At 72.0% G+C, this 24,325-nt stretch carries 25 protein-coding genes; 9 read left to right on the top strand and 16 right to left on the bottom strand.

The features are described from left to right. Nucleotides 1–91: 91 nt before the first annotated feature. Nucleotides 92–499, top strand: a complete 408-nt coding sequence (locus tag DV20_RS01150) for a winged helix-turn-helix transcriptional regulator (RefSeq protein ID WP_043775483.1) — start codon at nucleotides 92–94, stop codon at nucleotides 497–499. 15 nt (nucleotides 500–514) lie between these two features. On the opposite strand, the gene DV20_RS01145 is transcribed toward DV20_RS01150, so the two are convergent. Continuing rightward, complete coding sequence (locus DV20_RS01145; protein WP_043775480.1) at nucleotides 515–1,786, bottom strand: vanadium-dependent haloperoxidase; 1,272 nt, start codon at nucleotides 1,784–1,786, stop codon at nucleotides 515–517. Nucleotides 1,787–1,912: 126 nt separating this feature from the next. Further along, the gene (locus DV20_RS01140) at nucleotides 1,913–2,935 is read right to left on the bottom strand and encodes a ferritin-like domain-containing protein (protein WP_043775476.1); all 1,023 of its coding nucleotides are present in this window, start codon (nucleotides 2,933–2,935) and stop codon (nucleotides 1,913–1,915) included. 125 nt (nucleotides 2,936–3,060) lie between these two features. On the opposite strand from DV20_RS01140, the gene DV20_RS01135 reads away from it, so the two are divergent. Further along, complete coding sequence (locus tag DV20_RS01135; RefSeq protein WP_043775665.1) at nucleotides 3,061–3,954, top strand: sigma-70 family RNA polymerase sigma factor; 894 nt, start codon at nucleotides 3,061–3,063, stop codon at nucleotides 3,952–3,954. A 48-nt stretch (nucleotides 3,955–4,002) separates the two neighbouring features. On the opposite strand, the gene DV20_RS01130 is transcribed toward DV20_RS01135, so the two are convergent. From DV20_RS01130 to DV20_RS01105, 6 genes are all read right to left on the bottom strand, one after another. Further along, nucleotides 4,003–4,737, bottom strand: a complete 735-nt coding sequence (locus DV20_RS01130; RefSeq protein ID WP_043775662.1) for an SDR family oxidoreductase — start codon at nucleotides 4,735–4,737, stop codon at nucleotides 4,003–4,005. Further along, a complete protein-coding gene (locus tag DV20_RS01125) occupies nucleotides 4,734–5,102 on the bottom strand; it encodes a cupin domain-containing protein (protein ID WP_043775473.1) in 369 nt (122 codons plus the stop codon). The genes DV20_RS01130 and DV20_RS01125 overlap by 4 nt, the downstream gene beginning before the upstream one ends. Before the next feature lie 89 nt (nucleotides 5,103–5,191). Further along, entirely contained in the window at nucleotides 5,192–6,043 is an 852-nt protein-coding gene (locus DV20_RS01120) for an alpha/beta fold hydrolase (RefSeq protein ID WP_268747377.1), read from the bottom strand. Nucleotides 6,044–6,074: 31 nt separating this feature from the next. Further along, entirely contained in the window at nucleotides 6,075–7,247 is a 1,173-nt protein-coding gene (locus DV20_RS01115) for a hypothetical protein (RefSeq protein WP_043775467.1), read from the bottom strand. 4 nt (nucleotides 7,248–7,251) lie between these two features. Continuing rightward, entirely contained in the window at nucleotides 7,252–8,487 is a 1,236-nt protein-coding gene (locus tag DV20_RS01110; RefSeq protein WP_051735738.1) for an SAM-dependent methyltransferase, read from the bottom strand. A 72-nt stretch (nucleotides 8,488–8,559) separates the two neighbouring features. Further along, nucleotides 8,560–8,946, bottom strand: a complete 387-nt coding sequence (locus tag DV20_RS01105) for an STAS domain-containing protein (RefSeq protein ID WP_051735737.1) — start codon at nucleotides 8,944–8,946, stop codon at nucleotides 8,560–8,562. A 249-nt stretch (nucleotides 8,947–9,195) separates the two neighbouring features. Between DV20_RS01105 and DV20_RS01100 the strand changes: the two genes are divergently transcribed. The 3 genes from DV20_RS01100 (at nucleotide 9,196) to DV20_RS01090 (ending at nucleotide 12,627) form a co-directional block, all read left to right on the top strand. Continuing rightward, on the top strand, nucleotides 9,196–10,089 hold the full coding sequence (locus DV20_RS01100) for a TIGR03619 family F420-dependent LLM class oxidoreductase (RefSeq protein ID WP_043775464.1): 894 nt from the start codon (nucleotides 9,196–9,198) through the stop codon (nucleotides 10,087–10,089). A gap of 249 nt (nucleotides 10,090–10,338) precedes the next feature. Then, a complete protein-coding gene (locus tag DV20_RS01095) occupies nucleotides 10,339–11,001 on the top strand; it encodes a lytic polysaccharide monooxygenase auxiliary activity family 9 protein (RefSeq protein ID WP_043775461.1) in 663 nt (220 codons plus the stop codon). Between the two features lie 171 nt (nucleotides 11,002–11,172). Beyond that, the gene (locus DV20_RS01090) at nucleotides 11,173–12,627 is read left to right on the top strand and encodes an RICIN domain-containing protein (protein WP_051735736.1); all 1,455 of its coding nucleotides are present in this window, start codon (nucleotides 11,173–11,175) and stop codon (nucleotides 12,625–12,627) included. A gap of 66 nt (nucleotides 12,628–12,693) precedes the next feature. Here DV20_RS01090 and DV20_RS01085 read toward each other — a convergent pair whose 3' ends face one another. Then, nucleotides 12,694–13,251: a TetR/AcrR family transcriptional regulator gene (locus DV20_RS01085; protein WP_043775459.1), complete on the bottom strand. Its 558-nt coding sequence runs from the start codon at nucleotides 13,249–13,251 to the stop codon at nucleotides 12,694–12,696. Between the two features lie 130 nt (nucleotides 13,252–13,381). On the opposite strand from DV20_RS01085, the gene DV20_RS01080 reads away from it, so the two are divergent. From DV20_RS01080 to DV20_RS46315, 3 genes are all read left to right on the top strand, one after another. Further along, on the top strand, nucleotides 13,382–14,836 hold the full coding sequence (locus DV20_RS01080) for an aldehyde dehydrogenase (RefSeq protein WP_043775455.1): 1,455 nt from the start codon (nucleotides 13,382–13,384) through the stop codon (nucleotides 14,834–14,836). Next, the gene (locus tag DV20_RS47140; protein WP_051735735.1) at nucleotides 14,833–15,186 is read left to right on the top strand and encodes an MFS transporter; all 354 of its coding nucleotides are present in this window, start codon (nucleotides 14,833–14,835) and stop codon (nucleotides 15,184–15,186) included. Before DV20_RS01080 ends, DV20_RS47140 begins: the two co-directional genes overlap by 4 nt. Nucleotides 15,187–15,367: 181 nt before the next feature. Beyond that, nucleotides 15,368–15,604, top strand: a complete 237-nt coding sequence (locus DV20_RS46315; RefSeq protein ID WP_051735734.1) for a hypothetical protein — start codon at nucleotides 15,368–15,370, stop codon at nucleotides 15,602–15,604. Here the strand turns inward: DV20_RS46315 and DV20_RS01070 are convergent. Beyond that, complete coding sequence (locus DV20_RS01070; protein ID WP_043775453.1) at nucleotides 15,562–16,053, bottom strand: carboxymuconolactone decarboxylase family protein; 492 nt, start codon at nucleotides 16,051–16,053, stop codon at nucleotides 15,562–15,564. The genes DV20_RS46315 and DV20_RS01070 overlap by 43 nt on opposite strands. A gap of 126 nt (nucleotides 16,054–16,179) precedes the next feature. Here DV20_RS01070 and DV20_RS01065 point away from each other — a divergent pair, with 126 nt between their 5' ends. Continuing rightward, on the top strand, nucleotides 16,180–16,788 hold the full coding sequence (locus DV20_RS01065) for a GNAT family N-acetyltransferase (RefSeq protein ID WP_051735733.1): 609 nt from the start codon (nucleotides 16,180–16,182) through the stop codon (nucleotides 16,786–16,788). A gap of 128 nt (nucleotides 16,789–16,916) precedes the next feature. Here DV20_RS01065 and DV20_RS01060 read toward each other — a convergent pair whose 3' ends face one another. The 6 genes from DV20_RS01060 to DV20_RS01035 all read right to left on the bottom strand — a co-directional run bounded on the left by DV20_RS01060 (nucleotide 16,917) and on the right by DV20_RS01035 (nucleotide 24,259). Next, nucleotides 16,917–19,661 carry a bifunctional YncE family protein/alkaline phosphatase family protein gene (locus tag DV20_RS01060; protein ID WP_043775448.1) on the bottom strand — a complete coding sequence of 915 codons (2,745 nt, stop codon included), beginning with the start codon at nucleotides 19,659–19,661 and terminating at the stop codon, nucleotides 16,917–16,919. Between the two features lie 5 nt (nucleotides 19,662–19,666). Next, on the bottom strand, nucleotides 19,667–20,992 hold the full coding sequence (locus tag DV20_RS01055) for an ABC-2 family transporter permease (protein ID WP_043775445.1): 1,326 nt from the start codon (nucleotides 20,990–20,992) through the stop codon (nucleotides 19,667–19,669). Then, entirely contained in the window at nucleotides 20,989–21,885 is an 897-nt protein-coding gene (locus DV20_RS01050) for an ABC transporter ATP-binding protein (protein WP_084093258.1), read from the bottom strand. Before DV20_RS01050 ends, DV20_RS01055 begins: the two co-directional genes overlap by 4 nt. A 265-nt stretch (nucleotides 21,886–22,150) precedes the next feature. Further along, on the bottom strand, nucleotides 22,151–22,804 hold the full coding sequence (locus DV20_RS01045; protein WP_043775439.1) for a response regulator transcription factor: 654 nt from the start codon (nucleotides 22,802–22,804) through the stop codon (nucleotides 22,151–22,153). Nucleotides 22,805–22,928: 124 nt separating this feature from the next. Continuing rightward, nucleotides 22,929–23,591, bottom strand: a complete 663-nt coding sequence (locus tag DV20_RS01040) for a polysaccharide deacetylase family protein (protein ID WP_043775437.1) — start codon at nucleotides 23,589–23,591, stop codon at nucleotides 22,929–22,931. Between the two features lie 2 nt (nucleotides 23,592–23,593). Then, nucleotides 23,594–24,259 (bottom strand): glycoside hydrolase family 11 protein, encoded by a 666-nt coding sequence (locus DV20_RS01035; protein WP_043775435.1) that lies wholly within the window; start codon nucleotides 24,257–24,259, stop codon nucleotides 23,594–23,596. Nucleotides 24,260–24,325 lie beyond the last annotated feature (66 nt).

The raw sequence follows: 24,325 nt of genomic DNA, 5'->3' as shown, positions 1-24,325 counted from the left end.
CGAAGTCGGTTACCATTGGTTACCAGGAAACGGTAGGTAACTTCGGTCGTGCCGCCAAGACGGCACCTTCTCCTCAGGTGGTGAGCTCCAGGTGACCTCCCAGCCGGCGAGCCGCGGGCGCGGTGACCTGTTCGACCCCGAGTGCCCGACGCGCCGGCTGCTGGACCGCATCGGCACGAAGTGGACGTCGATGGCGGTCAAGGTCCTCGCGGAGGCCGCCCCGCACGAGGTGCGTTTCGCCGAGTTGCGGCGCCGGATGCCCGGTGTCTCCCAGAAGATGCTCTCGGTGACCCTGCACAGCCTGACCCGCGACGGCCTGGCCACCCGCCGGGTGGAGCCGACCGTGCCGCCACGCGTGCACTACCGGCTCACCGACCTGGGCTCGTCGCTCGAGGTCCCGCTGGCCGCCCTCCGGGACTGGGCCGAGGAGCACATGGCGCAGATCGATCACGCCAACGCGATCAGCGACGCCGAGGCCGAGGCCGACAAGCCGGCGTGAGCCGTGATTCCCTGTCTACAGTGGACAGCTCCCGTGATGTGTGGGCCCGGTTCGCTTCAGCAGCCGGGTGGCGAGGACTTCCGCCGCGAGGTCGCGGCCGATGGCGAGACCCGCCTGGTTGCTGAACTCGAAGTGCTGTCCGCCGTATACCCGCGACCGGCCGGCTTCGGCGGCGGCTGCGGAGAAACTCGGGTAGGTGCGCGCCTGGCCACCCGGTGCGGTGTCCGTGGTGTGCGTGAAGCTCCTGTGGTCCGTGCAGAAGAACCCGGCCAGCACGGCCGCCGCCGCGCCGCTGTAGGAGCTGTGGCCTGACGGGTACTCCGGGGTTCCGCCCGCGCTGCCGGCCCGTGGCGCCCAGTCCGGGTCCGGCCGCGTCGACGGGTTCCCGTCCGTCTCCGCCTCGTGGATCGCCGTGGCAGGACGCCAATGGCGGTAGGTGAACTTGGTGCCCACCGTGGGAATCGTGGTGTCGGCCAGCGTCATCGTCAGCAAGGCCATGAGCCGCGCCGAGGTGGGCAGCGGCAGGCCGTGGGACACGGTCAGGGCGATCTTCACCCACTCGCCGGGAGGCTGGCCGGTGCCGGACGGCAGGGACCAGAACCGGAACGTGGCGAGCTTGTCGGGGGCGGGTATCGCGGCGTCGCCGAGCAGTGCGGCTTCGGCGAACGCGGCGGCGTAGTCCAGGCCGGCCAAGGCCGGTGGCGGACCGGGGATGTACCGGGCGGGGTCGGTGACGGCGAACGGGCGAACGGCGCGGTACTGCGTACCGGACCACTCGGCCCGGAACACGCCGGGGCCCGAGCCGGCGGGCTGGCTCTGCACCGGGGCCGAGCCGTCGTCGGCGCGGGAGGTCACCACGCGCTGGGCGACCTCGCGTCCCCAGCGCACCCCGGCGTCGCGCCGGTGGCCGGGCCGCAGGGCGGCCAGGTCGGCCTGGAGCTGCGTGTCGTAGCCGGCGGTCCGGTCGGGGTCCAGCCGGACCAGGACGGTGTGCGCGGCGGCCACCGCCGCGGCCTGGGGATCGGCGCCGCGCGGGCCGGGGCCGGGGACCAGGGCGGGGGCGCGGGCCGGGCCGGCGAGTCCGTTGACCGCGTCGTAGACGGCCACGTTGAGCATCGCGTACGTGCGGGCGGCGTCGGCATCGGTGGCGCGGGTGGCGCGGACCGCGGCCACCGCGAGCTCGTTCCACACCCGCACGCTGTCCAGCCGTGGCCCGGCGGCCGCGGCGGGTGCGCTCAACCCGGCTCCGGCCAGACCGAGCACCAGGGCCAAGACGATCTTCCGCACGGCCTCGCCTCCCGAATCGCCCCAGAATTCCGCAGTTCGACTGCCTCATCGTGTCGCGATTCCCGCGGCCCTGCGACGGCCACTCGAGGGTGACCCGGCTGGTCCGAACGGCTCCGCGGTGTCCGTTCAGTTCCGCAGCTCGGGTGGCACGTACTCGAAGGCCGGGCCCGCTGTCGTCGTCCCGTCGCCCGTGGGCATCTTCATCAGCGCCAGCGCCTGGCCGCGCAGCGCGAACATCGTGCCGACCGCGTCCCGCAGCCGGCCCTGTTCACCGTTGAAGGCCAGTTCCAGCTGGGAAAGCACCAGGCTGTACGTCTGGTTGAACTGCTCCTGGGCGACGCGGACGGAGCTGCCTTCCGGGTAGTCGGCGGTCCGCGGGTTCGGCCGCATCGGCAGCACGCCGCCGAGGTCGACCGCGATCTCCTCGCCCGTCGGGCCGGACCGCGGGGTGTCGCCCGTCCGGTAGCGGCGGCCCAGGCGGAGCTCCTGGAACCGGTAGTAGTGCGCGACCTCTTCCCGCTCGGGGTGGAAGACGTCGCGGTCGCCGTCCCACACGTCGGTGCGGGCGGCGCCCTCGCCCTGCTCGACGATTTCCGCCAGTGCGGCCTTCGCGGACTTCAGGTCGTGGACCGGCAGCACCTCGCCACCGCCGCCGCGGAGGTGGAACTCGCCGATCTGGCGGGCCGGGTCGCCGCTGAACACCTGCTCTTCGCCCAGCTTGTCGCACAGGGTGTGCAAACCGGCCTCGATGGCCGCGTAGAACTGCCCGATCGTGCCGTAGCCGTCGTCCTGCGGAGGCGCGTCCGCCGTCGCGGGCTGCTCGATGCGCAGGAACAGCTCGAGCGCTTCCGGGCCGAACGGGGCCAGGTGGACGTGCACGGACCGGTCGCCGTGCGGCAGCGGGTGCGGGTACGGCGGCAGCAGCTCCGGTGTGTCGAGCTTCGGCGTGCCGCCGACGGCGTTGAGCAGGTTCGCGGCCAGCGCCAGGTGGATCATCTCCTCGGCGAGGACCGTGCCGACGACCTGGGCGGCTTCGGGGTTCCGGGCGGGGTCCAGGGAGTACAGCGCGCACAGGTAAGGGGGAATCGTCGCGTGCTCGAGTTCGATCGCCCACTGCAGGTGGCGGCGGAGATCGTCGATCGTGTCCATGCGGTACCTCGGTTCATCCGGTCGGTGTCGCCAGCCAAGACCGGACACCACCGCGGTTTGTGACAGAGTCACGGGGTTGGCGACGCTCGCGAGACGACGAGAGGCGTGGGGTGGCGGATTCCGGGGTGGGTGCCGAACTCGGCGGCGTGGACGGTCTCGAGGCGGCCACGGCCGTCTTCACGCGGCTGCGGCCGCGGCTGTTCGGGATCGCGTACCGCATGCTCAGCAGCGTCACCGAGGCCGAGGATCTGGTGCAGGAGGTCTGGCTGCGCTGGCAGACCTACGACCGTTCGGCCGTGGCCAACCCGGAGGCCTTCCTGGCGACGACGACCACCCGGCTGGCCATCAACGTCCTGCAGTCGGCGCGGAACCGGCGGGAAACCTACATCGGGCCGTGGCTGCCCGAACCGGTCGACACCGGCGCGGACCCGTACCTGGGCGCCGAGCGTGGTGAAGCGCTGGAGTTCGCCACGCTGCTGCTGATGGAGAAGCTCACCCCGAACGAACGCGCGGCCTACGTGCTGCGGGAAGCCTTCGACTACTCCTACGCCCGGATCGCCGACATCCTGTCCTCGACCGAGCCCGCGGTGCGGCAGCTGGCCAGCCGGGCCCGCAAGCACATCGCCGGCGGGCGGGGCGCCCCGGTGGCCGCCGCCGCGCAGCGGGAGCTGCTGACCGCGTTCCTCGCCGCCGCCCGCTCCGGGAACGTGGCCGCGCTGGAACGGCTCTTCACGCCGGACGTCACCAGCCTGTCCGACGGCAACGGCCGGAAGGGCGTCGCCCGCACGCCGGTCGTCGGTGCGGCGCGGGTGGCGAAGTTCCTGCAGGCCATCTCGACCTGGTTCTGGGACGACGTCGACGTGCGGTGGGCGGTCACGAACGGGCAGGCTTCCGCGGTCCTGCTGCAGGACGGCGGCGTGTACGGCCTGCTCACCGTCGGCGCCACCACCGAAGGCGTCGATCACGTGCTGTGGCTGGTCAACCCGGAGAAGAACAACGCGGTGTCCGTGGCGGGCTGACCGGCCGGACCGGGCCCGCACGGCGGCCGCCGTGCGGGCCCGGCTTCCTCAGCGCGCCAGCCACTCCCGGTAGGTGGTCTTCGCGATGACGGCCCCGTCCTTGGCGAGGAGGGCGTCGCCGGACGCGGCCGCGAACAGGCCGGCCTGGTCGTCGGTGACGACCTGACGCGGGTCGCCCTGGGCGGCGAGGGTGATCCGGCCCAGCTCGTCGAGGGTGAACACCTCCGGCCCGGCGACGTCGCGGGTGCCCCGCAGCGGGGAGCCCGCGCTGACGTCGGCGACCGCCTGGGCGACGTCGTCCGCGGCGATGGGCTGGATGCGCGTCGCGGGCAGGCGGACGGTGTTCCCGTCGGTGGTCCAGGACATCGTCGCGTCCATGAACTCGAAGAACTGCGTGGCGCGGACGATCGAGTACGGCACCGGGCCGGCCGCGAGGATCTCCTCCTGCAGCACCTTGGCGCGGTAGTAGACCAGATCCGGCACGAGGTCGGCGCCCACGATCGACAGGATGACCGCGTGCCCGACGCCGGCCCCGGCGGCGGCCGCCAGCAGGTTGTCCATGGTCGTCCGGAAGAACGCGGGCGAGGCCTCGTCGAACGTCGGCGAGTTCGTCAGGTTGACCACGACCTCGGCGCCGGCCAGCGCCTCGGCCAGGCCCTGCCCGCTGAGCAGGTCCAGCCCGGTCGACGGCGAGTGCGGGACGGCCTGGTGCCCGCGGCCGGTCAGGATCTTGACCACGCGGGAGCCGATGAGCCCGGTCCCGCCGATGACGGCGATCTTCATTTCCGCGACCATCCTTTCGCCCGCAGTTCGTCCCCGGTCACGAGGTCGACCATCGGTTTGCCCGGTTCGCACAGCATGGTGACGGTGAACCGCACCGGGATGTCGGCGCGGTTGTTGCCGTCCTGGTAGTGGATGACGTCGCCGCCCGGCTCCCAGAACGCCTCGCCGGCCCGGACGACCCGGGGCGGCTCGCCTTCGAGCTCGAACACCATCTCGCCCTCCAGCACGTAGCCGAAGGCCGGTCCGGGGTGGCGGTGCGGCGGGGTGCCGGGGTCGCCCGGCGGGTACTCGATGACGATGGTCATGGCGTGCGCTCCCTCCGGGATGGCGGGCGGTGCCGCCTCCTGGAGCACGGTCAATGACATGGGAAGACCTCCTCGGCTGACAGGTGCACCCGCTAGGACCGGACAGCCGCGCGGTTTGTGACACGGGCCCTGCCGGACGCCCCGGACCGCTAAGCGGCCGCCAAGGCGTCCTTGATCGCCGCCGCCACGGTGTCCGGGGCCTCCAGCGGTGCCGCGTGGCCCACGCCCGGCAGGAGGCGGATCTCCGCGTTCGGCAGCAGGTCCGCCATCACGCCCGTGTCGGCGACGCTCGTCATCGGGTCCAGGCCGCCGACCAGGAAGAGCACCCGGGCCGGGATCTCCGCGGCCGTGCGCTCGAATTCGCGCCAGTAGTGGCGGTTCTGCCACAGCCCCGCGATCGTCCGCGCGTTGCCCGCCTCCTCCATCAGGGCGTCGCGGGCCTCGCGGGAGGCCAGTGCCGGGCGCGAGACGAGCCTGCCGCCCACCAGCAGCCTGCTCGACCACTCGCGGCCCGCGATCGCCCGCTTCACCGACGGCGGTACCGGCGTGCCGACCAGGACGAACAGCCGCAGGTACGACAGGCGTGACGTCGTGGCGCCCGGGACGCGGCGCAGGGGGCGGTCGATGAACCGGGCCACGCTCGACAGGCCGCCGTTGGCCAGGACCGCCGAGCGCACCACCGAGGGCAGCTCGTGGGCGACGACCAGCGCCACGAACGCGCCGACCGAGTGGGACACCACCGTCACGCGGTCGCGGCCCGCCGCCGTCAGCTCCGCGGCGAGCGCTTCGCCCAGCTGGGGGACCGTCGGGCGGGTGTTGCCGAACGCCGGGTGCGCCAGCACCGGGGCGCCGTACGCGAGGTCGGCCTCGACGCCGTCCAGCCGGCGGATCACGAAGTCCCATTGCCGTTTGTTGCCGCTCATTCCCGGCAGAAACAGGACCAGCGGGCGGCCGGGCCGGAATGCGGTGATCGGTTCCAGCAAACTGGGAGTTCCGGCCACGGCACGCCTCCTCGCCAGAGTTTGCCGGATCCTAACGCTTCAGCAGCCACGAAACAAGCGCGAGCACGATCGGGGCGAGCAGGTAGACGAATACCGCGGTGAGCGTCGCCCGCGTGCGGAACGGCAGGTCCGGGTTCTGCCAGATCTTTTCCGCCTCTTCGGCCGCCTCTTTCTTTTCCTCCTCCGTTCGCGCGGAACCGATCCGGTCGTCGACGTAATGCTGTTTCGCCTGCAGCACGGATTTGTGCGCGATCATCGTCGGGTAGATGACGAGCGTGCTGTTCACGATCATCACGGCGGTGACGATGAAGAACGTCCACTGCGTGAACGGCAGCCACACGATGCACACACCGAGCGTCGTCACGAAGTGCGCGAGCGTCGATCCGTACGTCCACTGCATGAACCGGCGCAGCGTCCGCAGGCCCCAATAGCCGTCGATGTTCGCCCGCAGGTGGGGCGTGACGCCGAAGCCGACCGTGGTCGCCGTCTGCGCGAAGACGGCGAAGATCAGGCCCATGAGCAGCTGCTTGAACACGAAGTAGAACATGTACGCGCCCAGCAGCCAGAGCAGGACGGCCATCACCGGGTGGGCGCCGCCGTTGGCCCACCAGCCGGCGTAGACGGCCGCGCGCCACGGCTCGGTCCGGCCCGGGACCGGGTTCCAGCCCGCCAGCAGCCCGCCCGTCTGCAGGTAGCGCAGCAGGAAGTACGCGCCGATCCCGCTGACCACGAACAGCGAGAGCGAGACCTTCTTCGCGCCGATCCGCCGGAACCGCCGGTTCGCCCGCATGATCAGCACCTGGACCTCGCGCGGGTCGAAGTGCGGGACGCCGTCGCCGATGTTGCGCACGGTCATCGGGATGAAGTCGCGGATGGACTCGACCTGCTCGAGGCAGAACAGCGGGGTGGCCAACGCCGTGAAGAGCACGACGAGCGCCACCGGGTCCTGCAGCAGCGGCATCCCGATGCCGTCGAACCGCGCCGGGGCCCGCACCACCGCGGCGATCGCCGACGGCTCCTCCGACGTGGTGATCAGCACCTGCTGCTGCCCCGCGAGCGCGAGGATCACCAGCGCCGCGCTCACGCCGAACGAGTTGAAGCCGGCCTTCGCGCGCAGCGGGCGCGCCGACCCGGTCAGCAGCCGGTTGCGGCCGAACGACCGGCCGATCAGCTGGGGTTTGAGGCTGTCCAGCGACACCGCCATGGCCTCACCTCGCCTCCGCGAGCACCTGGGTGACGTCGATGGTGCCGTCCTCGAACCGCCGCCGGGAACCGGCCAGGTAGGCCCGCCAGGCCCGCGTCCGCTCGAGCCCGGCGGCCGCGACGCAGGCGTCCCAGTGGCGTTCGAGGTTGCCCAGCCAGGCGCCGGTGGTCCGCGCGTAGCCTTCGCCGAAGCTCTCGGTGGACAGCACCCGGAACCCGGCCCGGTCGAGGTCGGCGAGCTGCCGCGACAGCGGGAGCAGCTGGCCGTTCGGGAAGACGTACCGCTGCGCGAAGGCGTTGGCGCGCAGCCGCCGTGGCCCGGTCTCGCGGCGCGTGATCGCCTGGTTGAGGTAGCGGGCACCGGGCCGCAGCGAGCGGCGGACGAGCGAGAAGAACTCCCGCGAGCGGCGTTCCCCGACGTGTTCGTACATCCCGATGCTGGCCACGGCGGTGATCCCGGCAGTGCTGCCGGAAAGCGGCAGCTGCTGCCGGTAATCGCCGTACCGGACGCAAACCCCGGGACGACCGGAAAACCTGCGCGAGGCGTATTCGTATTGCTCCCGCGACGCCGTGAACCCGATTCCGCGTGATCCGTGCGCGGTATCGGCGTGGTCGAGGAAACTGCCCCAGCCGCAACCGATGTCGAGCACGGTCGAATGCTCGCCGAGGCCCAGTTTCCCGGCGATTCGCGCGTGTTTGCGGTCCTGTGCGGCTTCGAGGGAATCCCCGGGTCCGGCGAACATCGCCCCGGAATAGGTCATCGACGGGCCGAGCAGCAGGCGGTAGAAATCGGCGGTCAGGCCGTAGTGGAAGTCGAGCTCGGCCCGGTCGCGGCCGACGGTGTGCCGTCCCGGCCGCGCCGCGCGGTATTCGCTCGCCGTGGCTCCGGCGGTGGCCAGGTCGCGGAACCCGCGCCGGGCCGCCACCCGCAGGGCGGTGGTGAGCACGGTGACGGCGACGGCCGGGTCGTGCAGATCGGGTTCGTGCGCCGCCACCGGCGTGATGTCGCCGGAGATGTCGATGTCCCCGGCGACCCACGCCCGGGCGAGCCCGAGCCCGCGCGGCGCCCGCAGCACCCGGGCGAACGCGGCGGGCGTGCGGATCGCGATCGTCGTCGCCGCGTCGGGAGGACCGCTCCGGCTGCCGTCGTAGGCGGTGACCGCGACACCGGGCAGGTGGCGCGAAAGGCGCTCGACCAACGGCTGGAGTTCCGGGCCCGGTACGCGCACGGTGTCCCCCACTTCGCCGGATCCGACGTCGGCGGGAGGATGCGGATTCCCGCGCTCGGTCAGTCGCGCAGCGAGTCCCGTTCGTTACGGTGAGTCGACGCGGTCGGCCAGTTCGAGCGCGTCGGCGAACCGCACCGGCAGCATCCGGATGACGCGCAGCACCCGGCCGCCCGGGGCGACGCGCACCGTGCTGACGATGCCCCGTTCGGTGGCGAGCAGGTAGCTGTGTTCGAGGGCCGCCAGGCCAGTGGCGCTGAGGAACCGCACCCCGCGGAGGTCGATCACGAGGCGGGTCAGCGTGCCGGCCACCTCGGCCGCGATCAGCTCCCGCACCCGCGGGGCCGTGACGAGGTCCAGGTCGCCGTCGATTTCGACGACCCCGGTGTCCGGCGCCGGCCGGTGGGCGGTGAGCCGGAACGCCGGGGAGGCGCCGGGGGAATTCGTGGGCAGCGTGCTTCGACAGCGGGTCATGGTGGCCTGCTCAAGTCGGCCACACCCCAGGTAAGACGCTGAAGCGAAATCACGGAGAACCGCGCGACAACTGATACCCCGAGCGCAGGGGGAGCATTTCGGGTCGGCCGTTGTCTCGACCGCTCGCCCCAGCATAGGCCATCCGGGACATCCGCGACAGGACCCCGGGATTTACTTGAACGAGCAACTAGACGCGAGTAGTAGTGGCAGCAGGACGATCACGTCCGTTCACTCTTCAGGGGAGAAGCAATGCCACTTGGGTTCAGCCTTCCGGTGTTCGGCAAGGCGGCGGCCACGCCCGGCGGGATCGCGCGGTACGCGCGCGAGGCGGAACGGGCCGGCGCCGCCGGTCTCTGGGTCGGCGACCGGCTGCTGTCGCCGGTCGCCCCGACGGTGCCGTACCCCGGCTACGACACCATGCCCGAGGAGTTCCACACCGCGCAGGACCCGTTCACCGCGCTGGCCATCGCCGCGGCCGTGACCGAAACCGCGGTCCTCGGTTCGAGCACCATCAACGCGACCCAGTACCAGCCCGCCAACTTCGCCCGGCTGCTGACCAGCATCGACGTCGCGAGCAACGGACGGCTGCTGCCCGGGCTGGGCATCGGCTGGTCCCCGGAGGAGTACGCGGCCGTCGGCGTGCCGATGTCCGAACGCGGCAAGCGGCTCGACGACCTGCTCGACCTGCTCGAGACGTGGTGGTCCGAGGACACGGTGACGCATGAAGGCGTCGGCTACCGGATCGCGGAATCGAACGTCGCGCTGAAGCCGGTGCGCAAGCCGCCGATCCACCTGGCCGGCTTCGGCGAGCGGTCGCTGCGCCGGGTCGCCGAGCGGGCCGACGGCTGGCTCCCCGTCTGGGCGGTGCCCGAGCAGTTCCCGGCGGACGTGATCACCTCGACACTGGCCAAGCTCCGCGCCGACGCCGAAAAGGCCGGCCGCGACCCGCGGGCGCTGGGCGTGGCCCTGCGGGTGAACGCCGACCCCGGCACGGCTCCGGAGGCCATCGCCGAGTCCGTCACCAGGATCGTCGAGCTGGTGAACCCGGACCACATCTTCGTCGACCTGACCTACCTGACCAGCAGCGTCGAAGAGCACCTCGACCTCACCGGCCGGCTGCTCGAGCTGACCGCCAAGGGCTGACCGCGCGCGGGAGTCCCCCGGACCGGAGGGACTCCCGCCGTCCCCGCCGGCGAACCCGGCCCGCCGCGAAACTTTCGCCGCGAATTCCGTTCTTTTCGAAAAGCACCCCCGCCGCCGGAGAATAACCACACTCCTTTTCCGGAGTTTGGTTGAAGTTTGTCCGGATCAGGGATAAGCTGCTGCCACCCTGGGAGCGCTCCCACAATGAACCACCACCACTCGCTCTTTTCCGAGAATGGAGGCTCATCCATGCGCAAGCGCACCTTCTCCGGGTGGGACACCGGACGACGGGGCCTGATCGCCCTGGTCGTCGCCGGGCTGGCCTGCCTGTTCGCCGGGGTGCCGACCGCCTCGGCGCACGGGACCATCGTCGGCCCCGCCACCCGGGCCTACCAATGCTGGACCGACTGGGGCAGCCAGCACACGAATCCCGCCATGCAGCAGCAGGATCCCATGTGCTACCAGGCCTTCCAGGCCAACGCCGACACCATGTGGAACTGGATGAGCGCCCTGCGGGACGGCCTCAAGGGCAACTTCCAGGGCGCGACGCCCGACGGGCAGCTGTGCAGCAACGCCCTGTCGCGCAACAACTCCCTGAACACCCCCGGCCCGTGGCGGACCACCAGCGTCGGCAGCAGCTTCTCGATGCACCTCTACGACCAGGCCAGCCACGGTGCCGACTTCATCCGGGTCTACGTCAGCAAGAACGGGTACGACCCCACCACCCAGCGCCTCGGCTGGGGCAACCTCGACCAGGTCACGCAGACCGGCCGCTTCGCCCCCGCCAAGGACATCACCTTCAACGTCCAGACCTCCGGCGGCTACCGGGGCCACCACGTCGTCTTCACGATCTGGCAGGCTTCGCACCAGGACCAGACGTACATGTGGTGCAGTGACGTGAACTTCGGCTGACCCGGTTCCGGGCCGCATTGAACGGACGCGTTCCGTTCAATGCGGCCCGGCCGTGTTCTTTCCTGACCGATCCTGAGCGTTTCGCTTCGGAACACTGGCCGCTTCCCCGCGATCGGTGTTACCAGTGTCTCGAACATTCCGGCTGCGCGAGGATCCGGGAGGACCTAGCCGATGAGACCGACCCATTCCGTGCTCCGCAGAACGCCGGCGGCGGCGTTCCGGTTCCTGGCGCTGGCCGCGCTCGCCTGCGGACTGCTGACCGCCGTCCCGGCGCAGGCCCAGGCGTCCACGGCCGGGTTCAAGGGCGTCAACTGGGCCGACGCGCGGGACAACTTCGTCAACGGCGTGCTGTACGTGTCCGGGCTCGGCGCGTCGGACACCTACGCCTCGGCCGCCACCACGGCGAACCAGGTCGTCGGCCAGCTGTTCTCGATCACCGGGGCCGACACGGTCCGGATGCCGATCAACGAACCGACGGTCTCCGGCTACTGGGGCACCTACACCGGCGCCATCGACGCCGCGCTCGGCAAGGGCAAGGTGATCCTCGCGTACTGGGCCTACACCGGCGGCAAGCCACCGGACACGGGCCGGTTCCAGCAGATGTGGGACACGGTCGTCGCCAAGTACGGCAGCAACCCGAACGCCTACTTCGAGGTCATCAACGAGCCGCACGCCTACAGCGCCGGCGACCTGAACAACTTCTACTCCGCCTGGCTGGCCCGCTACCCCGGCGTGCCGCGCGGCCGGGTGATCCTCGACGGCGCCGGGCTGGCCCAGAACGTTCCCGCGGTCGGCGGCGACCGGCGGCTCGACGGGACGCTGCTGGCGGCCCACGACTACTCGTTCTTCGCGGGCTACGAAAGCGAAACCGAGTGGGCCGACCACATCGGCGGCTACATCGGCGCGTACGCGGACCGGACGGTCGTCACCGAGTGGGGCGGCCCGATGTCGCCCGGCAGCAAGAACGGCGTGCAGTACAACACCATCGACTACAGCGTCCCGAGCGGCTCGTTCTTCGCCGACTACATCCGCGGCGTCAGCGCGAAACTGCGGAGCCTGGGCGTGGGCAGCGTGTACTGGCCGGGCCTGCGCGACGGCGACTGGTACAGCATGACGACCAAGGCGGGCACCGGCCCGGGCATCAAGCTGTCGCTGTCGAACGCCAGCGGCCTGACGAGGCTGCGGTACGCGTGGGGCGTGGGCGACGGCGGCGGCACGTACGTCCGGATCGTCAACGCGGCCACCGGGCTGTACCTCGACGGACTGGGCCGGATGTCCAGCGGCGCCACCACCGGCCAGGCGAGCGGCGACCCGGCCCGGTACGACCAGCAGTGGGTGATCGAGAACTCGGGCAACCGGGTGCGGATCAAGAACCGCGCGACCGGCCTCTACCTCGACGGCGCGGGCCGCACCGCCAACGGCGCCGCGGTGAGCCAGTACGCCGCTTCGGGAAGCGGCAACCAGCAGTGGTCGGTGGTGACGGACGCGAACAACGTCCGCATCCGCAACAGCAGCAGCGGGCTCTACGTCGACGGCATGGGCCGCACCGGCAGCGGCGCCGACCTCGGTCAGTACGCCGACAGCGGCAGCGCCAACCAGCGGTGGCGCATCGTGGCCGCCGGCTGAGCACCCGTCCGGCCCCCGCCGCGGCTGGTCGTGAGCGGTAAGGCGGGTTCCCGCCCGCCTTACCGCTCACGACGGGTGCGCGTCGCCCTTGCCGAACGACCGCAGGAACGTCTCCACGATCACGTCCGCGGCCTGCGCGTCACTCAGCCCGGGCAGGTCCCGCGTGGACAGGTGCACCAGTGACCCCAGCACGTGGCCCGGCCAGCGCGCCGGGACGTCCGTGCGGAGGAACCCTTCCTCGGTCGCCCGCTCCAGGAACCGGTCCACCTCCTCGACCGCGCGCAGGCGCCGGGCCCAGATCTCCGGGTCCGAGCGCATCCGGCTCACCTCGGCCGGCCACGTGCGGTTGACCCCGACGATCTCCTCCACGTACCGGTGCAGGGCCACCGGCACCGGCGCCTCCCGCAGCCGGGCCGCCTCGATCGCCGCCTCGATCGCGGCCAGGCGCGCCTCGTAGACCGCCGCCAGGAGTTCCTCGCGGCCGGTGAACCGGCGGTACACCGTTCTGCGGTCCACCCCCGCCTCCGCCGCGATCGCCGCGATGCTCGTGGCCGGGTCCTCGGCGAGCATGCGGGCGCCCGTGGTCAGCAGCAGTTCGAGGTTGCGTGCGGCGTCGGCTCTCACGCCCCCACCATACGTCACACCACTGAGACACTCCGGCGCGCTACTGCCCCTGTGTAGTGACTCACAGACGCGCTGCCTGTCGCAGGCAAGTGCTACGTTGATGTGACAGATAGCCGCACAGGAGGCAGCAGTGCTCACCTACGAACACCTCTTCATCGGCGGCGTGTGGACCACCCCGAGCCGCACCGACCTGCTCGACATCCGGTCCCCGCACGACAACTCGGTCATCGGCCGGGCCGCGCAGGCGCTGCCCGCCGACGTCGACCGGGCCGTGGCCGCCGCCCGGACGGCCTTCGACGACGGCCCGTGGCCGCGCACCTCGCCCGCGGACCGGATCGCCGTCGTCCGGAAGCTGGCCGCCCTGCGCGAGAAGCGCGCCGACGAGATCGCCGCGCTCATCTCCGCGGAGAACGGCTCCGCGCTGTGGTTCACCCAGGCCGGCCGGCCCGGCCTGACCCGGCAGGCCAACGCCTACCTGAAGGCGGCCGAGGAATTCGGCTGGGAGGAAACCCTCGAGCCGTCGGACCCGGCCGCGCCGTTCCGCTCGGTCGTGCGCCGGGAAGCGATCGGCGTGGTCGCCGCGATCATCCCGTGGAACTCGCCGTTCTCCTCGGCGTCCGCCAAGATCATCCCCGCGCTGCTCGCCGGCAACACCGTGGTCCTCAAGGTTTCGCCCGAGAACTCGCTGAGCATGAACCTCCTCGCGGAACTGCTCGCGGAAGCCGGCCTGCCCGAGGGCGTCATCAGCGTCCTGCCCGCCGACCGCGAGACCAGCGAATACCTGGTCAAGCACCCGGATGTCGACAAGATCGCCTTCACCGGCTCCACCCGCGCCGGACGCCGCATCGCGTCGCTGGCCGGGGAACAGCTCAAGCGCGTCAGCCTCGAACTCGGCGGCAAGTCGGCGATGATCATCCTGCCCGACGCCGACCTCGGCGCGGCCATCCAGGGCGTGAAGTTCGGCTCCCTGCTCAACAACGCCGAATCCTGCATCGCGCAGACGCGCGTTCTCGCCCCGCGCGGCCGTTACGAAGAGGTCGTCGCCGGCCTGAAGGAACTGGTCGAGTCCCTCGGCGTCGGCGACCCGGCCGACGACGGGACGTTCATCGGCCCGATGATCCGCCGCGACCAGCAGCAGCGCGTCCTCGACTACATCCGCCTCGGCGTCGAAGAGGGCGCGCGGCTCGTCACCGGCGGCCCGCAGGTCCCGCCGGGACTGGAAGCGGGCAACTACGTCACGCCGACGCTGTTCGCCGACGTCAACAACGCCATGCGCATCGCGCAGGAGGAGATCTTCGGCCCGGTCCTGGTCGTCATCGCCTACGACGACGAAGACGACGCCGTCCGCATCGCCAACGACTCCGAGTACGGCCTGTCCGGCGGGGTGTGGTCGGCCGATCCGGAGCACGCGCTCGCCGTCGCCCGCCGCGTGCGGACCGGCACGGTCACGGTCAACGGCGCCCCCATCGGCTTCGACGGCCCGTTCGGCGGGTTCAAGGCCAGCGGCCTCGGCCGCGAGTACGGCGCCGTCGGGCTCGGCACGTACACCGAGTACAAGACGATCACCGTTCCGGACGCGAAATGACCCTCGACGCCCCCCGCAGACCCGCGGTGCGGCCGGCGATGGCGGCACTGGTCCTCGCCGCCCTGCTTGCGCTCGTCGGCGACGTCGCCACCCCCGCCGACCGCGGGCGCCACCAGGGCCGGTTCGGCTCGGTCTACGGCGTCGCCGGCATCGCCGGGCCGCTGCTCGGCGGCCTGTTCACCGACCACCTTTCGTGGCAGTGGGCCTTCCTGGTCAACGTGCCCGTCGGGCTGGTGCCGTGGTGCTGGCGGCGCGGGCCCTGCCCGCCGCGGCCCGGCCGCGGCACCGCGCCCGGATCGACTACGCCGGTGCGCTGCTGCTGGCCGGCGCGGCCACCGCGCTGGTCCTGATCACCTCCTTCGGCCCGCGGTGGGGCTGGACGGCCCCGGGCACCCTGGCGCTCGCGGCGGCCGCAACCGTCCTCATCGGACTCGTCGTGCCGGTCGGACGCCGCGCCACCGCACCGGTGCTGCCGCCGGCGGTGTTCGCCTCGCGCACGGTCGTCGTCGCCGCGCGGCGGCGCAGAACGCGGTGCCGTCCGCCGACATCGGCGCCGCGAGCGCGGTGGTCACCTTCGCCCGGTCGATCGGCGCCGCGTCCGGAGTCGCCGTCTTCGGCAGCCTGCTCGGCGAGGACGTGGCCGGGCACATCGGGGGCGCGTTCCTCGCGATCACCCCGGTGGTCGTGCTCGGCACCGTCCTCGCCGCGCTGCTCGGGCGGCCCGCTCAGCCGCGTCCGGCGAAGCCCGCGAGCATGCCGGGCTCGTAGGAGCCGCCCTTCTGGTGCACGATCACGGCGAGCCGGTTGGCCGCGTTGATGAGGGCGACCAGCGCGACCAGCGCGGCGACCTGCTCGTCGTCGTAGTGCTCGCGCACCCGGGCCCAGGTCTCGTCCGATACGCCTTCGGCGGCGTCGGCGAGCCGGGTGCCCTCCTCGGCCAGCGCGAGCGCGGCCCGCTCGGCCTCGGTGAACACGGTCGATTCCCGCCAGGCGGCGACGAGCGCGAGCCGGACGGGCGACTCCCCGGCCGCGGCGGCCTCCTTGGCGTGCATGTCGAGGCACCAGCCGCACCCGTTGAGCTGGCTGGCCCGCAGGCTGACCAGCTCCCGGGTGAGCTTCGGCAGCGGCGAGGATTCGATGACCTGACCGAGGTTCGCGAACCGCTTGCCCAGCCGGGAGCCGGTTTCGGTGCTGAACAGGTCGAAGCGGGTGTCCATGGCTTTGTCCTCCGGTGTCGTCGGGGTGCAACGACCTCGAGACACCGGCCGGGCGGAGCTTGTGACAGCCGGGCCGTGCTGTCCGTCACCCGTGCCGGCGGCTGCCGGGCTGTACCATCTCTCCCGATGAGCTGGGCGGGGTGGAAGGTGCGGTTGCGGGAGGTCCGCCCGGCGGATCACCGCACCCTGATCGGGTTCGACCGCGATTCGGACCGGCAGATCGGCGGCTACCGCCACTGGGCGACGCACCGCGGCGCGAACGGCTCCGGCGACGACTTCCACTTCGCGATCGAGACGCTGCACAACCGGACGCTGGTCGGGTCGATCTGGATCCAGGCCGACCCGGCTTCCGGCCGCTTCAGCTACGGCATCGGGATCGGGCCGCAGTACCGCCGCTGCGGGTACGCCGCCGACGCGATCACGGTCCTGCTGGCGTTCATGTTCGAGCAGCGGTACCACAAGTGCGAGGTCAGCATCAACGGCAGCAACTTCGCCTCGCTGGCGCTGCACGGAGAGCTGGGCTTCCGCGAGGAGGGCCGCCCGCGCGACACGGAGCTGAGCCGCGGCGAGGTCCGCTACCCGGTGCTGATGAGCATCACCGCGGACGGCTTCGCCGAGCACCAGCCGGCGTTCCTGGCCGCCCGTGGCCCGGTCCGGCCGTGGCGAGGACGCCACTGGCGCACGCCGCGGCGGGGCCGGCACTGGCGCACCGACCACCTGCGCCCCGCCCGCTGAGCGCCCCCCCTCGCCCCACGCGGCACTTTCACGTGAAAGTGCCGCCCTCGCGGCTCCTCGAACCGGCACTTTCACGTGAAAGTGGCGGCTGACCGGGAGGCCCTCGGCGAGGACCTCCCGGCCGGCGCTCAGCCGTCCGATTCCGCGGACGGCAGGTACGCCCCCGGGACCTGATCCGGGGCGTACACCTGGTTCTCGCCCGGGTAGGGCAGCTGCCACCCGTGCGTCTGGTACCACGTGAAGTGGTTCATCTGCGCGGGGTTCGCGTAGTCCGCGACGGCGTCCGGGCCGGTCAGGCGCTGGTGCGTCGTCCACTCCTGCCACTGCGCCGCCAGCGGCCGCTTGTCCGACGGCACCGCCGAGGACGGCACCGGTGCGGCGGCCGGGTCCGGGGCCGCCGGGGTGTCCGCGCCGCACGGGGGCTGGGCCGGCAGCCCGCCGGTCAGCGATGTCCGGTTCGGGAGCGCGGTGAACGGGGTGTAGTCCGGCCGCTGGGTGAACGCCGCGCTCATCGGCGTCGCCGCGCTGTCCTTCTGGTTCATCGGCTTGACGCCGAGGATCTGCTCGATCGTGCGGATCATCGTGATCTGCGAGTAGTAGTGGCTGTCGACGACGCCGCGCTGGGCGTACGGGCTGATGATCTGCACCGGCGCCCGGTGGCCGTCGACGTGGTCCAGACCGGCCTGGGAGTCGTCCTCGACGACGAAGACGGCCGAGTCCTTCCAGTACGGGCTGTGCGAGATCGTGTCGACGATCCTGCCGACGGCGAGGTCGTTGTCGGCGACCTGGGCGGCCGCGTTCGGCGGGCCGCCGGTGTGGTCGCTGGAGAGCCAGAACATGTTCAGGTTCGCCGGCCCGTGCTTCTCGAAGTCGTCCTTCCAGATCTGGTAGCGGTAGACGTCCGGCACCGCCGTGTCGAACTTCGGGAAGCCCGGCACCGAAACGTCGTTCAGCGACGGGATCGGCGAGGACGACACGAGCGGGTAGGCGGTCGGTTCCCCGGTCGCGGCCATGTTCTTGGCGTCGCAGTACAGGTTCTGCCAGCTCGCGCCGGCCGGCTTGGTCAGGAACTGCTGGAACTCGCCGAAGTCCCGCACCGACTTCCCGGCCGCCAGCGCGCCGGTCCAGAGGAACCCGGAGGTCTGGTGGCCGAGCGCGTCGTCTTCGGTGTCGTAGCTGCGCAGGTACTCCCCCGCCGACGATTCGGTGTACTCGGGGTTGTCGGCCTGCATCAGCCAGTTGTGGCCCTCGGCGGAGTTCGTGCCGATGTCGTAGGTGTTGTCGTACAACCCGAACTCGCGGGCCAGTGCGTGCTGGTTCGGCGTGACGTTCTCGCCGAACTGCGTCACCGACGCATCGCCGTTGCCGCGCGGGTCGTCGCCGAGCACCTGGTCGTAGGTGCGGTTCTCCTTGACCAGCAGGAAGACGTGCTTGATCGTCGACGGGTCACCGAGCCGCCGCGGGACCGGCACCGGCTTGCGGTGGCCGTTGTCGTGGGCCACCTCGACCGAACCGGGCGTCCAGCCGTTCTGCCGGAACACCTTGGCCGTGTACCCGCGGATCGCCGGGTCGGCCGGCAGGCGGAACTTCTGCAGGCTCGACGTCGTGTCGTGGGTGCCGTGCCCGGCCGCCGTGGTCGGGCGGCGGGCGTCGATGCCGCGGGTGTTGGCGACCAGGACGTCCTGGCCGGTCGCGGTGATCGCCGTCGGGAAGTAGTCCGTCGGCAGCAGGCCGACGTAGCTCACCGGCTCCTGCGCGCCGGTGAAGCGGTAGACGGCGACGGCGTTGGCCCGCCCGAGCGTCACCAGCAGGTGGCCGTCGCCGGTGAGGGTGACGCCGTCCGGCTCGTAGCCGACCGTCGCCTCCGGCCACGGCTGGGTCGCGATGGTCTGGACGACCTGGTCGCGGCGGGTGTCGATGACCGAAACCGTGTCGCTCGCGGTGTTGGTGACGAACAGCGCGCCGTCCTTGGCGTACAGCGCGGTCGGGTGCAGGCCGACGTCGATGCTCTTCGGCGCGGCGGCCGCGTCCGCCAGGTCGATCACGCTGACCGTGCCGCTGGTGGTGGCCCCGGTGAACCCGCTGGCCGGCACCTGGGTGTTGTACGAGTTCAGCGTCGGCTCGCCGGGCCGCGCCGGGCGACCGCCTTCGTTGCCGACGTACAGCTTGCCGCCGACGCGGACCAGGTCGCGCGGGGCGTTCCCGACGGCCCAGCTCCGCTTGATCGCGCCGGTCGCCGCGTCGAGGGCGACGACCCGGTTCTGGCCGTTGACCGCGGAGTACACAGTGGACCCGTCGGCGGAGAACACCGCCTGCGCCACCAGGGCGTGCTTCGCGCCGTCCGCCGGGATCTTGACCGCCACCGGGGCGGCGACCGAGCCGTCCGGGTGCACCGTGAACTTCGTGTAGCCGTCGGTCTGGGCCAGCCACAGCGTCTTGCCGTCCGGCGAGTACGACGGGCCTTCCTGGCCGACGTCGTTGCCGGGGATGCGCAGGTTCGCCGTCGCGGAGTTGCCGACGAGCTGCTGCACCCGCCAGTTCTTCAGGTCGACGACGGTCAGCGCGATGCCGCCGTCGGTGGTCAGCGCGGCGAGGTGGCCGCCGTCCGGGCTGACCGCGGACGCCATGATCTTCCCGTTGTCCACGACCAGCCGTTCGCCGATCGGGTCGAGGTACTGGTCGGCGGCCACCACCCGGCCGTTCTCGGTGACCTGCCCGACCTGGTCCTCGCCGAACGGCCGCGTCGACGCGACGCCGGCGCCGGTGCCGGTGGCGACGAGCACGAGCGTGATCGACGCGGCCGTCGCGAACCGGACCCGGTGTGCGGCCCGGCCGGCCGTCCCGGCCCGCCGTCTGCGGCGTGCTACCTGCATGGGGTTCATCCCTTCGTGGTGGCGAGCAGTTCGACGTTGGCGTCGAACTGCCAGAGCGGGTTGGGCTGGTCCCCGTCGGGGGTCCGGACCTGGAAGTAGCCGTTGACCTCCTTCGGCCCGTCGCCGTCGGCGACGTACCGGCCGTCCGCGGTGACGTCGAGCTGGTAGATCGCCGACCCGGTGGCCGCGACGCCCGGCAGGTGCCAGGAGACGACGCAGCGCCAGTCGTTGCCCGGCCCTTCGGTCTCGACCAGGCCGTCGCCCTTGGTGCACGCGGCCGTGGCCGCCAGCTGCGCCTCGGTGACGTCGGGGCGGTGCAGCTGGGTGGCCTGCAGGCGGTAGAGGTGCGCGAACGCGGTGGCGACCGACCGCTGCACCTTGTCCTGGGTGATCCCGGAGCCCGGCGCGGGTGCCGCGGCGGCGAGGATGCCGGCGGTGAGGGCGAAGAGCGCGACGAGGGGCACGGCGGCGAAGGCCCGGCGTCCCGAGCCGTCGTGGGCGGCGTTGGTGAAGTCGCGGCGCACGAACAGCAGGTACGCCAGGGTGGTCGCGGCCACGGCCCACGCGAGGCTCACTCCGGCCGCGATCAGCAGCGGCCCGAGCTGGGCGGGCGCGGTGAACAGGCCGTTCCACGCGATGAAGGCGTAGCTGGGCAGGGCGAGGCGGACGGCGACGGGCAGCGGCAGCAGCTGGGCGAGCGCCATGCCGAGGGCGACGACGGCCGGCAGCAGCAGGCCCATCGGCGACCGTCCCCACCGGACGGACCCGAGCAGCCCGATCGCGGCGAGCGCCAGGGTCGGGGCGAGCACGCTGACCCAGGCGAGGACGACGTTCGCGGCCGCGTCGCCCGGGGCGAGGAGGTGGCCGTCGAAGCCGACGAGGGCCCGGTTCCCGGCGGTGAGCAGGCCACCGGCGGTGCTGGAGACGGCCATCCCGGCCACGAGCACGAGCAGGACGGTGAGGCTGGCCAGTGCTTTGGCGACGAAGAGCCGCCTCGCGGACCGGACGGCGACGAGCAGGTGCCGCCAGGTGCCGAGCCGGTCTTCGGCGGCGAAGACGTCCCCGGCGACGACGGAGGTGAGCAGCGGAAGGGCGTAGGTGCCGGCGAAGCCGAGCATGACGAGCGGGCCGGCCCACCCGGTGGCGTTCATCCAGCGGCCGAACAGGGTGTCGACGGGCAGGGAGCTCTGTTCGCCCACGGCGGCGACGAAGACCGCGGGGGCGGCCCAGCAGGCGAGGACGAGCAGGCGGATGCGCCAGGTGGCGAACAGCTTGACCAGCTCGAAGCGGTAGGTGCGGGCGAGGGGCACCGGACGGGCGGGTGCGGTCATCGGCGGCTCTCCTGCTCGGTCAAGGCGAGGAACGCCGCTTCCAGCGGCGACACCACCGGCGCCAGTTCGCGCACCGCGATCCCGTCCCGCCCCAGCCGCAGCACCAGTTCGTCGAGCGCGGGCACGAGCGCGCGCACCACCACGTCCTCGGCGTCCCGCGGCGTTCCGGCGAGCCGGACGCCGCGCGTTTCCGCCAGCACCCGGCGGGCGGCGACCGGATCGGAGGTGCGCAGCCGGTAGGCGAGCTCGCCGTTCTCCGCCGACAGCTTCGCCAGCGGGCCGGTGAAGACCACCCGGCCCGTCGCCAGGATCGTCACCTCCGCGCACAGCGCCTCGAGGTCGTCCATCCGGTGGCTGGACAGCACCACCGCCGTGCCGGTCGCCGCCAGCCGCGCCAGGACGCCGTGGACGTGCTGCTTCCCCGCCGGGTCCAGGCCGTTGGCCGGCTCGTCGAGCACCAGCAGCCGGGGCGAGGTCAGCAAGGCCGCCGCCAGGCCGAGCCGCTGGCGCATGCCGAGGGAGAAGCCGCGGACCCGGTCGTCGGCCACGTCGGCGAGGCCGACCTGCTCGAGGACGTCGCCGACGGCGTGGCCGCCCAGCCTGGCCAGGGCCGTCAGGTTCTGCCGGGCGGTGAGCGACGGGTAGAGCCCCGGCCCGTCCACGAACCCGGCGACCCCGGCGGGGGCGGCGAGCGCGCGGCCGACCGGCGTCCCGAGGATCTCCAGCCGTCCTTCGTCGGCGACGGCCAGGCTCAGCAGCAGGCCGAGCAGGGTCGTCTTGCCGGCGCCGTTCGGGCCGGCCAGGCCGTGGATCCGCCCCGGCGCCACGTCGAAGTCGACGCCGTCGAGCGCGACGACGTCGCCGAAGCACTTGGTGATCCCGCGGGCGCTCACTGCCAGGGGTGCGTTCACGCGGAGAAACTTAGGCACCGCAAGTGAATCCGGAAGGCGTGCGAAGTGAACGCGGCGGGAACGGCACCCGGCCGGCCGTCGCCGGGCCGGTGAAATGTCCGAGTTAACCGACCCCTTGCCTGACCTCCCCGGACGCACCGTCGTCTCCCTCGACGCCGGCGGACAACGGGCACTTTCGTGAAAGTGCCCTTTTCGGAGGCGGGCGGTCGTGCGCGCCGAGCTGGGCGCGACCAGCTCGAAGATAACCCTAAGCCGTGAAGCCGCGGCCCAGCCCGTGCCGCACGGCGTAACGCAGCGCTTCGATCCGGTTGCGCACGCCGATCTTGGCGAAGGTGTTGTTGATGTGCGTCTTCACCGTCGCCTCGGCGATGACCAGCTCGGCCGCGATCTCGCCGTTGCTCAGCCCGGTGGCGATCAGGCCCAGCACCTCGGCCTCGCGCGCGGTCAGCCCGTCCGGCAGCCGGTCCTTTTCGCCGCCGCGGCCGGACAGCGCGGACACCACCCGGCCGGACACGCCGGCGCCGAAGGTCGGCTGACCGGCGACCACGGCCCGCAGCGCCGCCCCGATCTCGGCGCGGCCCGCGTCCTTCGTCAGGTGGCCGCGCGCCCCGGCGGCGAGCGCACCGGCGATCGACCGGTCGTCCGCGTGGGTCGTGAGCACCAGGACGGCCACGTCCGGGTGGTCGCGGACGATCCGCTCGGTGGCTTCGACGCCGGTCATCGCCGGCATGGTGAGGTCCACCAGCACCGCGTCGACCCGGTCGAGCCGCCGCAGGAGGGCGAGCGCTGCGGCGCCGTCGGCCGCCGAGCCGGCGACCTCGACGTCGTCGAGGAGGTCCATGAGCGCCACCAAGCCTTCCCGCACGGCCTGCCGGTCGTCCACCACGACGACCCTGATCACCCGCGGCTCCCCCAATGCTCCCCTCCCGGTACCGGGAGGCAGGCTACCACCGCGAGCCCCGCCGGACGGTCCACTGTGGAGGATGGTGGCGCGGCGGGGTGCAGCCGCCGCGCCACCGCACACCTCAGGCCGGGGCGACCGCCCGCCCCGTCTGCGGTGAGATCATCCCGGCGCACAGCCCGCGGCTCGCCAGCGTCTGGGCGATCTGCGGGATGGCGGACAGGGTGTTGGCCGGCCATTCGTGCATGAGGATGACCTGGCCGTTCGTGAGCCGGGCGTTGGCGGCGACGATCGCGCTGACGCTCGCGTTGTTCCAGTCTCCCGAGTCGACGTCCCAGATGATCTGCCGGAGGCCGTACTTCGACGCCACCGACTGGACCGTCGCGTTCGTTTCCCCGTACGGCGGGCGGAACAGCCGGGGCGTGCCGCCGCCCGCGGCCGAAATCGCCTGCTGGGTCCGGGAAATCTCGGAATCCACCTGCGCCTGGCCCAGCTGGCCGAGGTGCGGGTGCGTGTAACTGTGGTTGCCGACCCACATCCCCGCGCTCACCTGGGCGCGGACCTGCGCCGGGTACGCGGCCGCGTACTGGCCCTCGTTGAACATCGTGGCCCGCAACCCGTTCTGCCGCAGCGCGTTCAGGATGGCCGGGGTGTGGGCGTTCGACGGCCCGTCGTCGAAGGTCAGGCCGACGTACCCGTTGCACGCCGCCGCGTGCGCCGGCGTCACGGCCACCGCGCTCGCCACGGCGATGGCCGCCGTGGCCAGAAGAGTGCTCCACACGCGCATGGTCAGCCCACCGTGATGTTGGAGTTGCCGCTGCTCTGGTAGCCCTCCGTCGCGAGGATCATGTAGTAGTTGAAGCTGCCCAGCGGCATGCCGGCGCGGCCCCACGCGTCGAAGTGGTTGCCGGTGGTGATGCTGCCGCCGGTCCGCCGCTGCTGGCGAACGCTCCAGTACTGGTTGAACGTCTTGTTGCCCTCGACGGACGGCGCGTTGTAGCGGGTCGTCTGGTAGATGTCGTAGGTCCCGCCGTCGCTGGTCACGGTGCCCTTGTAGGTCCCGGTCGGCCGCCAGCTGCCCCAGTTGTCGACGATGTAGTACTCGACGAGCGGGTTGGACGTCCAGCCGTAGAGCGCCAGGTAGCTGTTGCCGGAGGGGTTGAAGCTGCCGGAGTAGTTCACGGTCCGGCGGCTGCCGTTGCCCCAGCCCTTGCCGGCGACGAAGTTGTTGACGTTGCTCCAGTTCGTCCGGTAGTTGCCGCCCGAGCTGAGCGTCATGGAGACCGAGCCGCCGCCGGCGGTCCAGAACGAGTAGTAGTACCCGTTGTCGTAGCCCGTTCGGTTGCTCGTGATGACGGTGTCGGCCCAAGCGGTTCCGGGCAGGAATGCGGCGATCAGCGCAAGGACGGCGCCGCCGGCGAACACCCTGCTGCGGCCGCGTTTCTTGGTGAGCATGCTTCCTCCTCGTCGAGGCTGGCAGGCGAGCCAGGATGGCCAAAGCATGCGAGTTGTTCCGCTGGT

Origin of the sequence: Amycolatopsis rifamycinica (assembly GCF_000695625.1) — a bacterium.
Lineage (GTDB): Bacteria > Actinomycetota > Actinomycetes > Mycobacteriales > Pseudonocardiaceae > Amycolatopsis > Amycolatopsis rifamycinica.
Note: the sequence above shows the minus strand (reverse complement) of the source record. Positions and strands in the feature narration are given on the sequence as shown.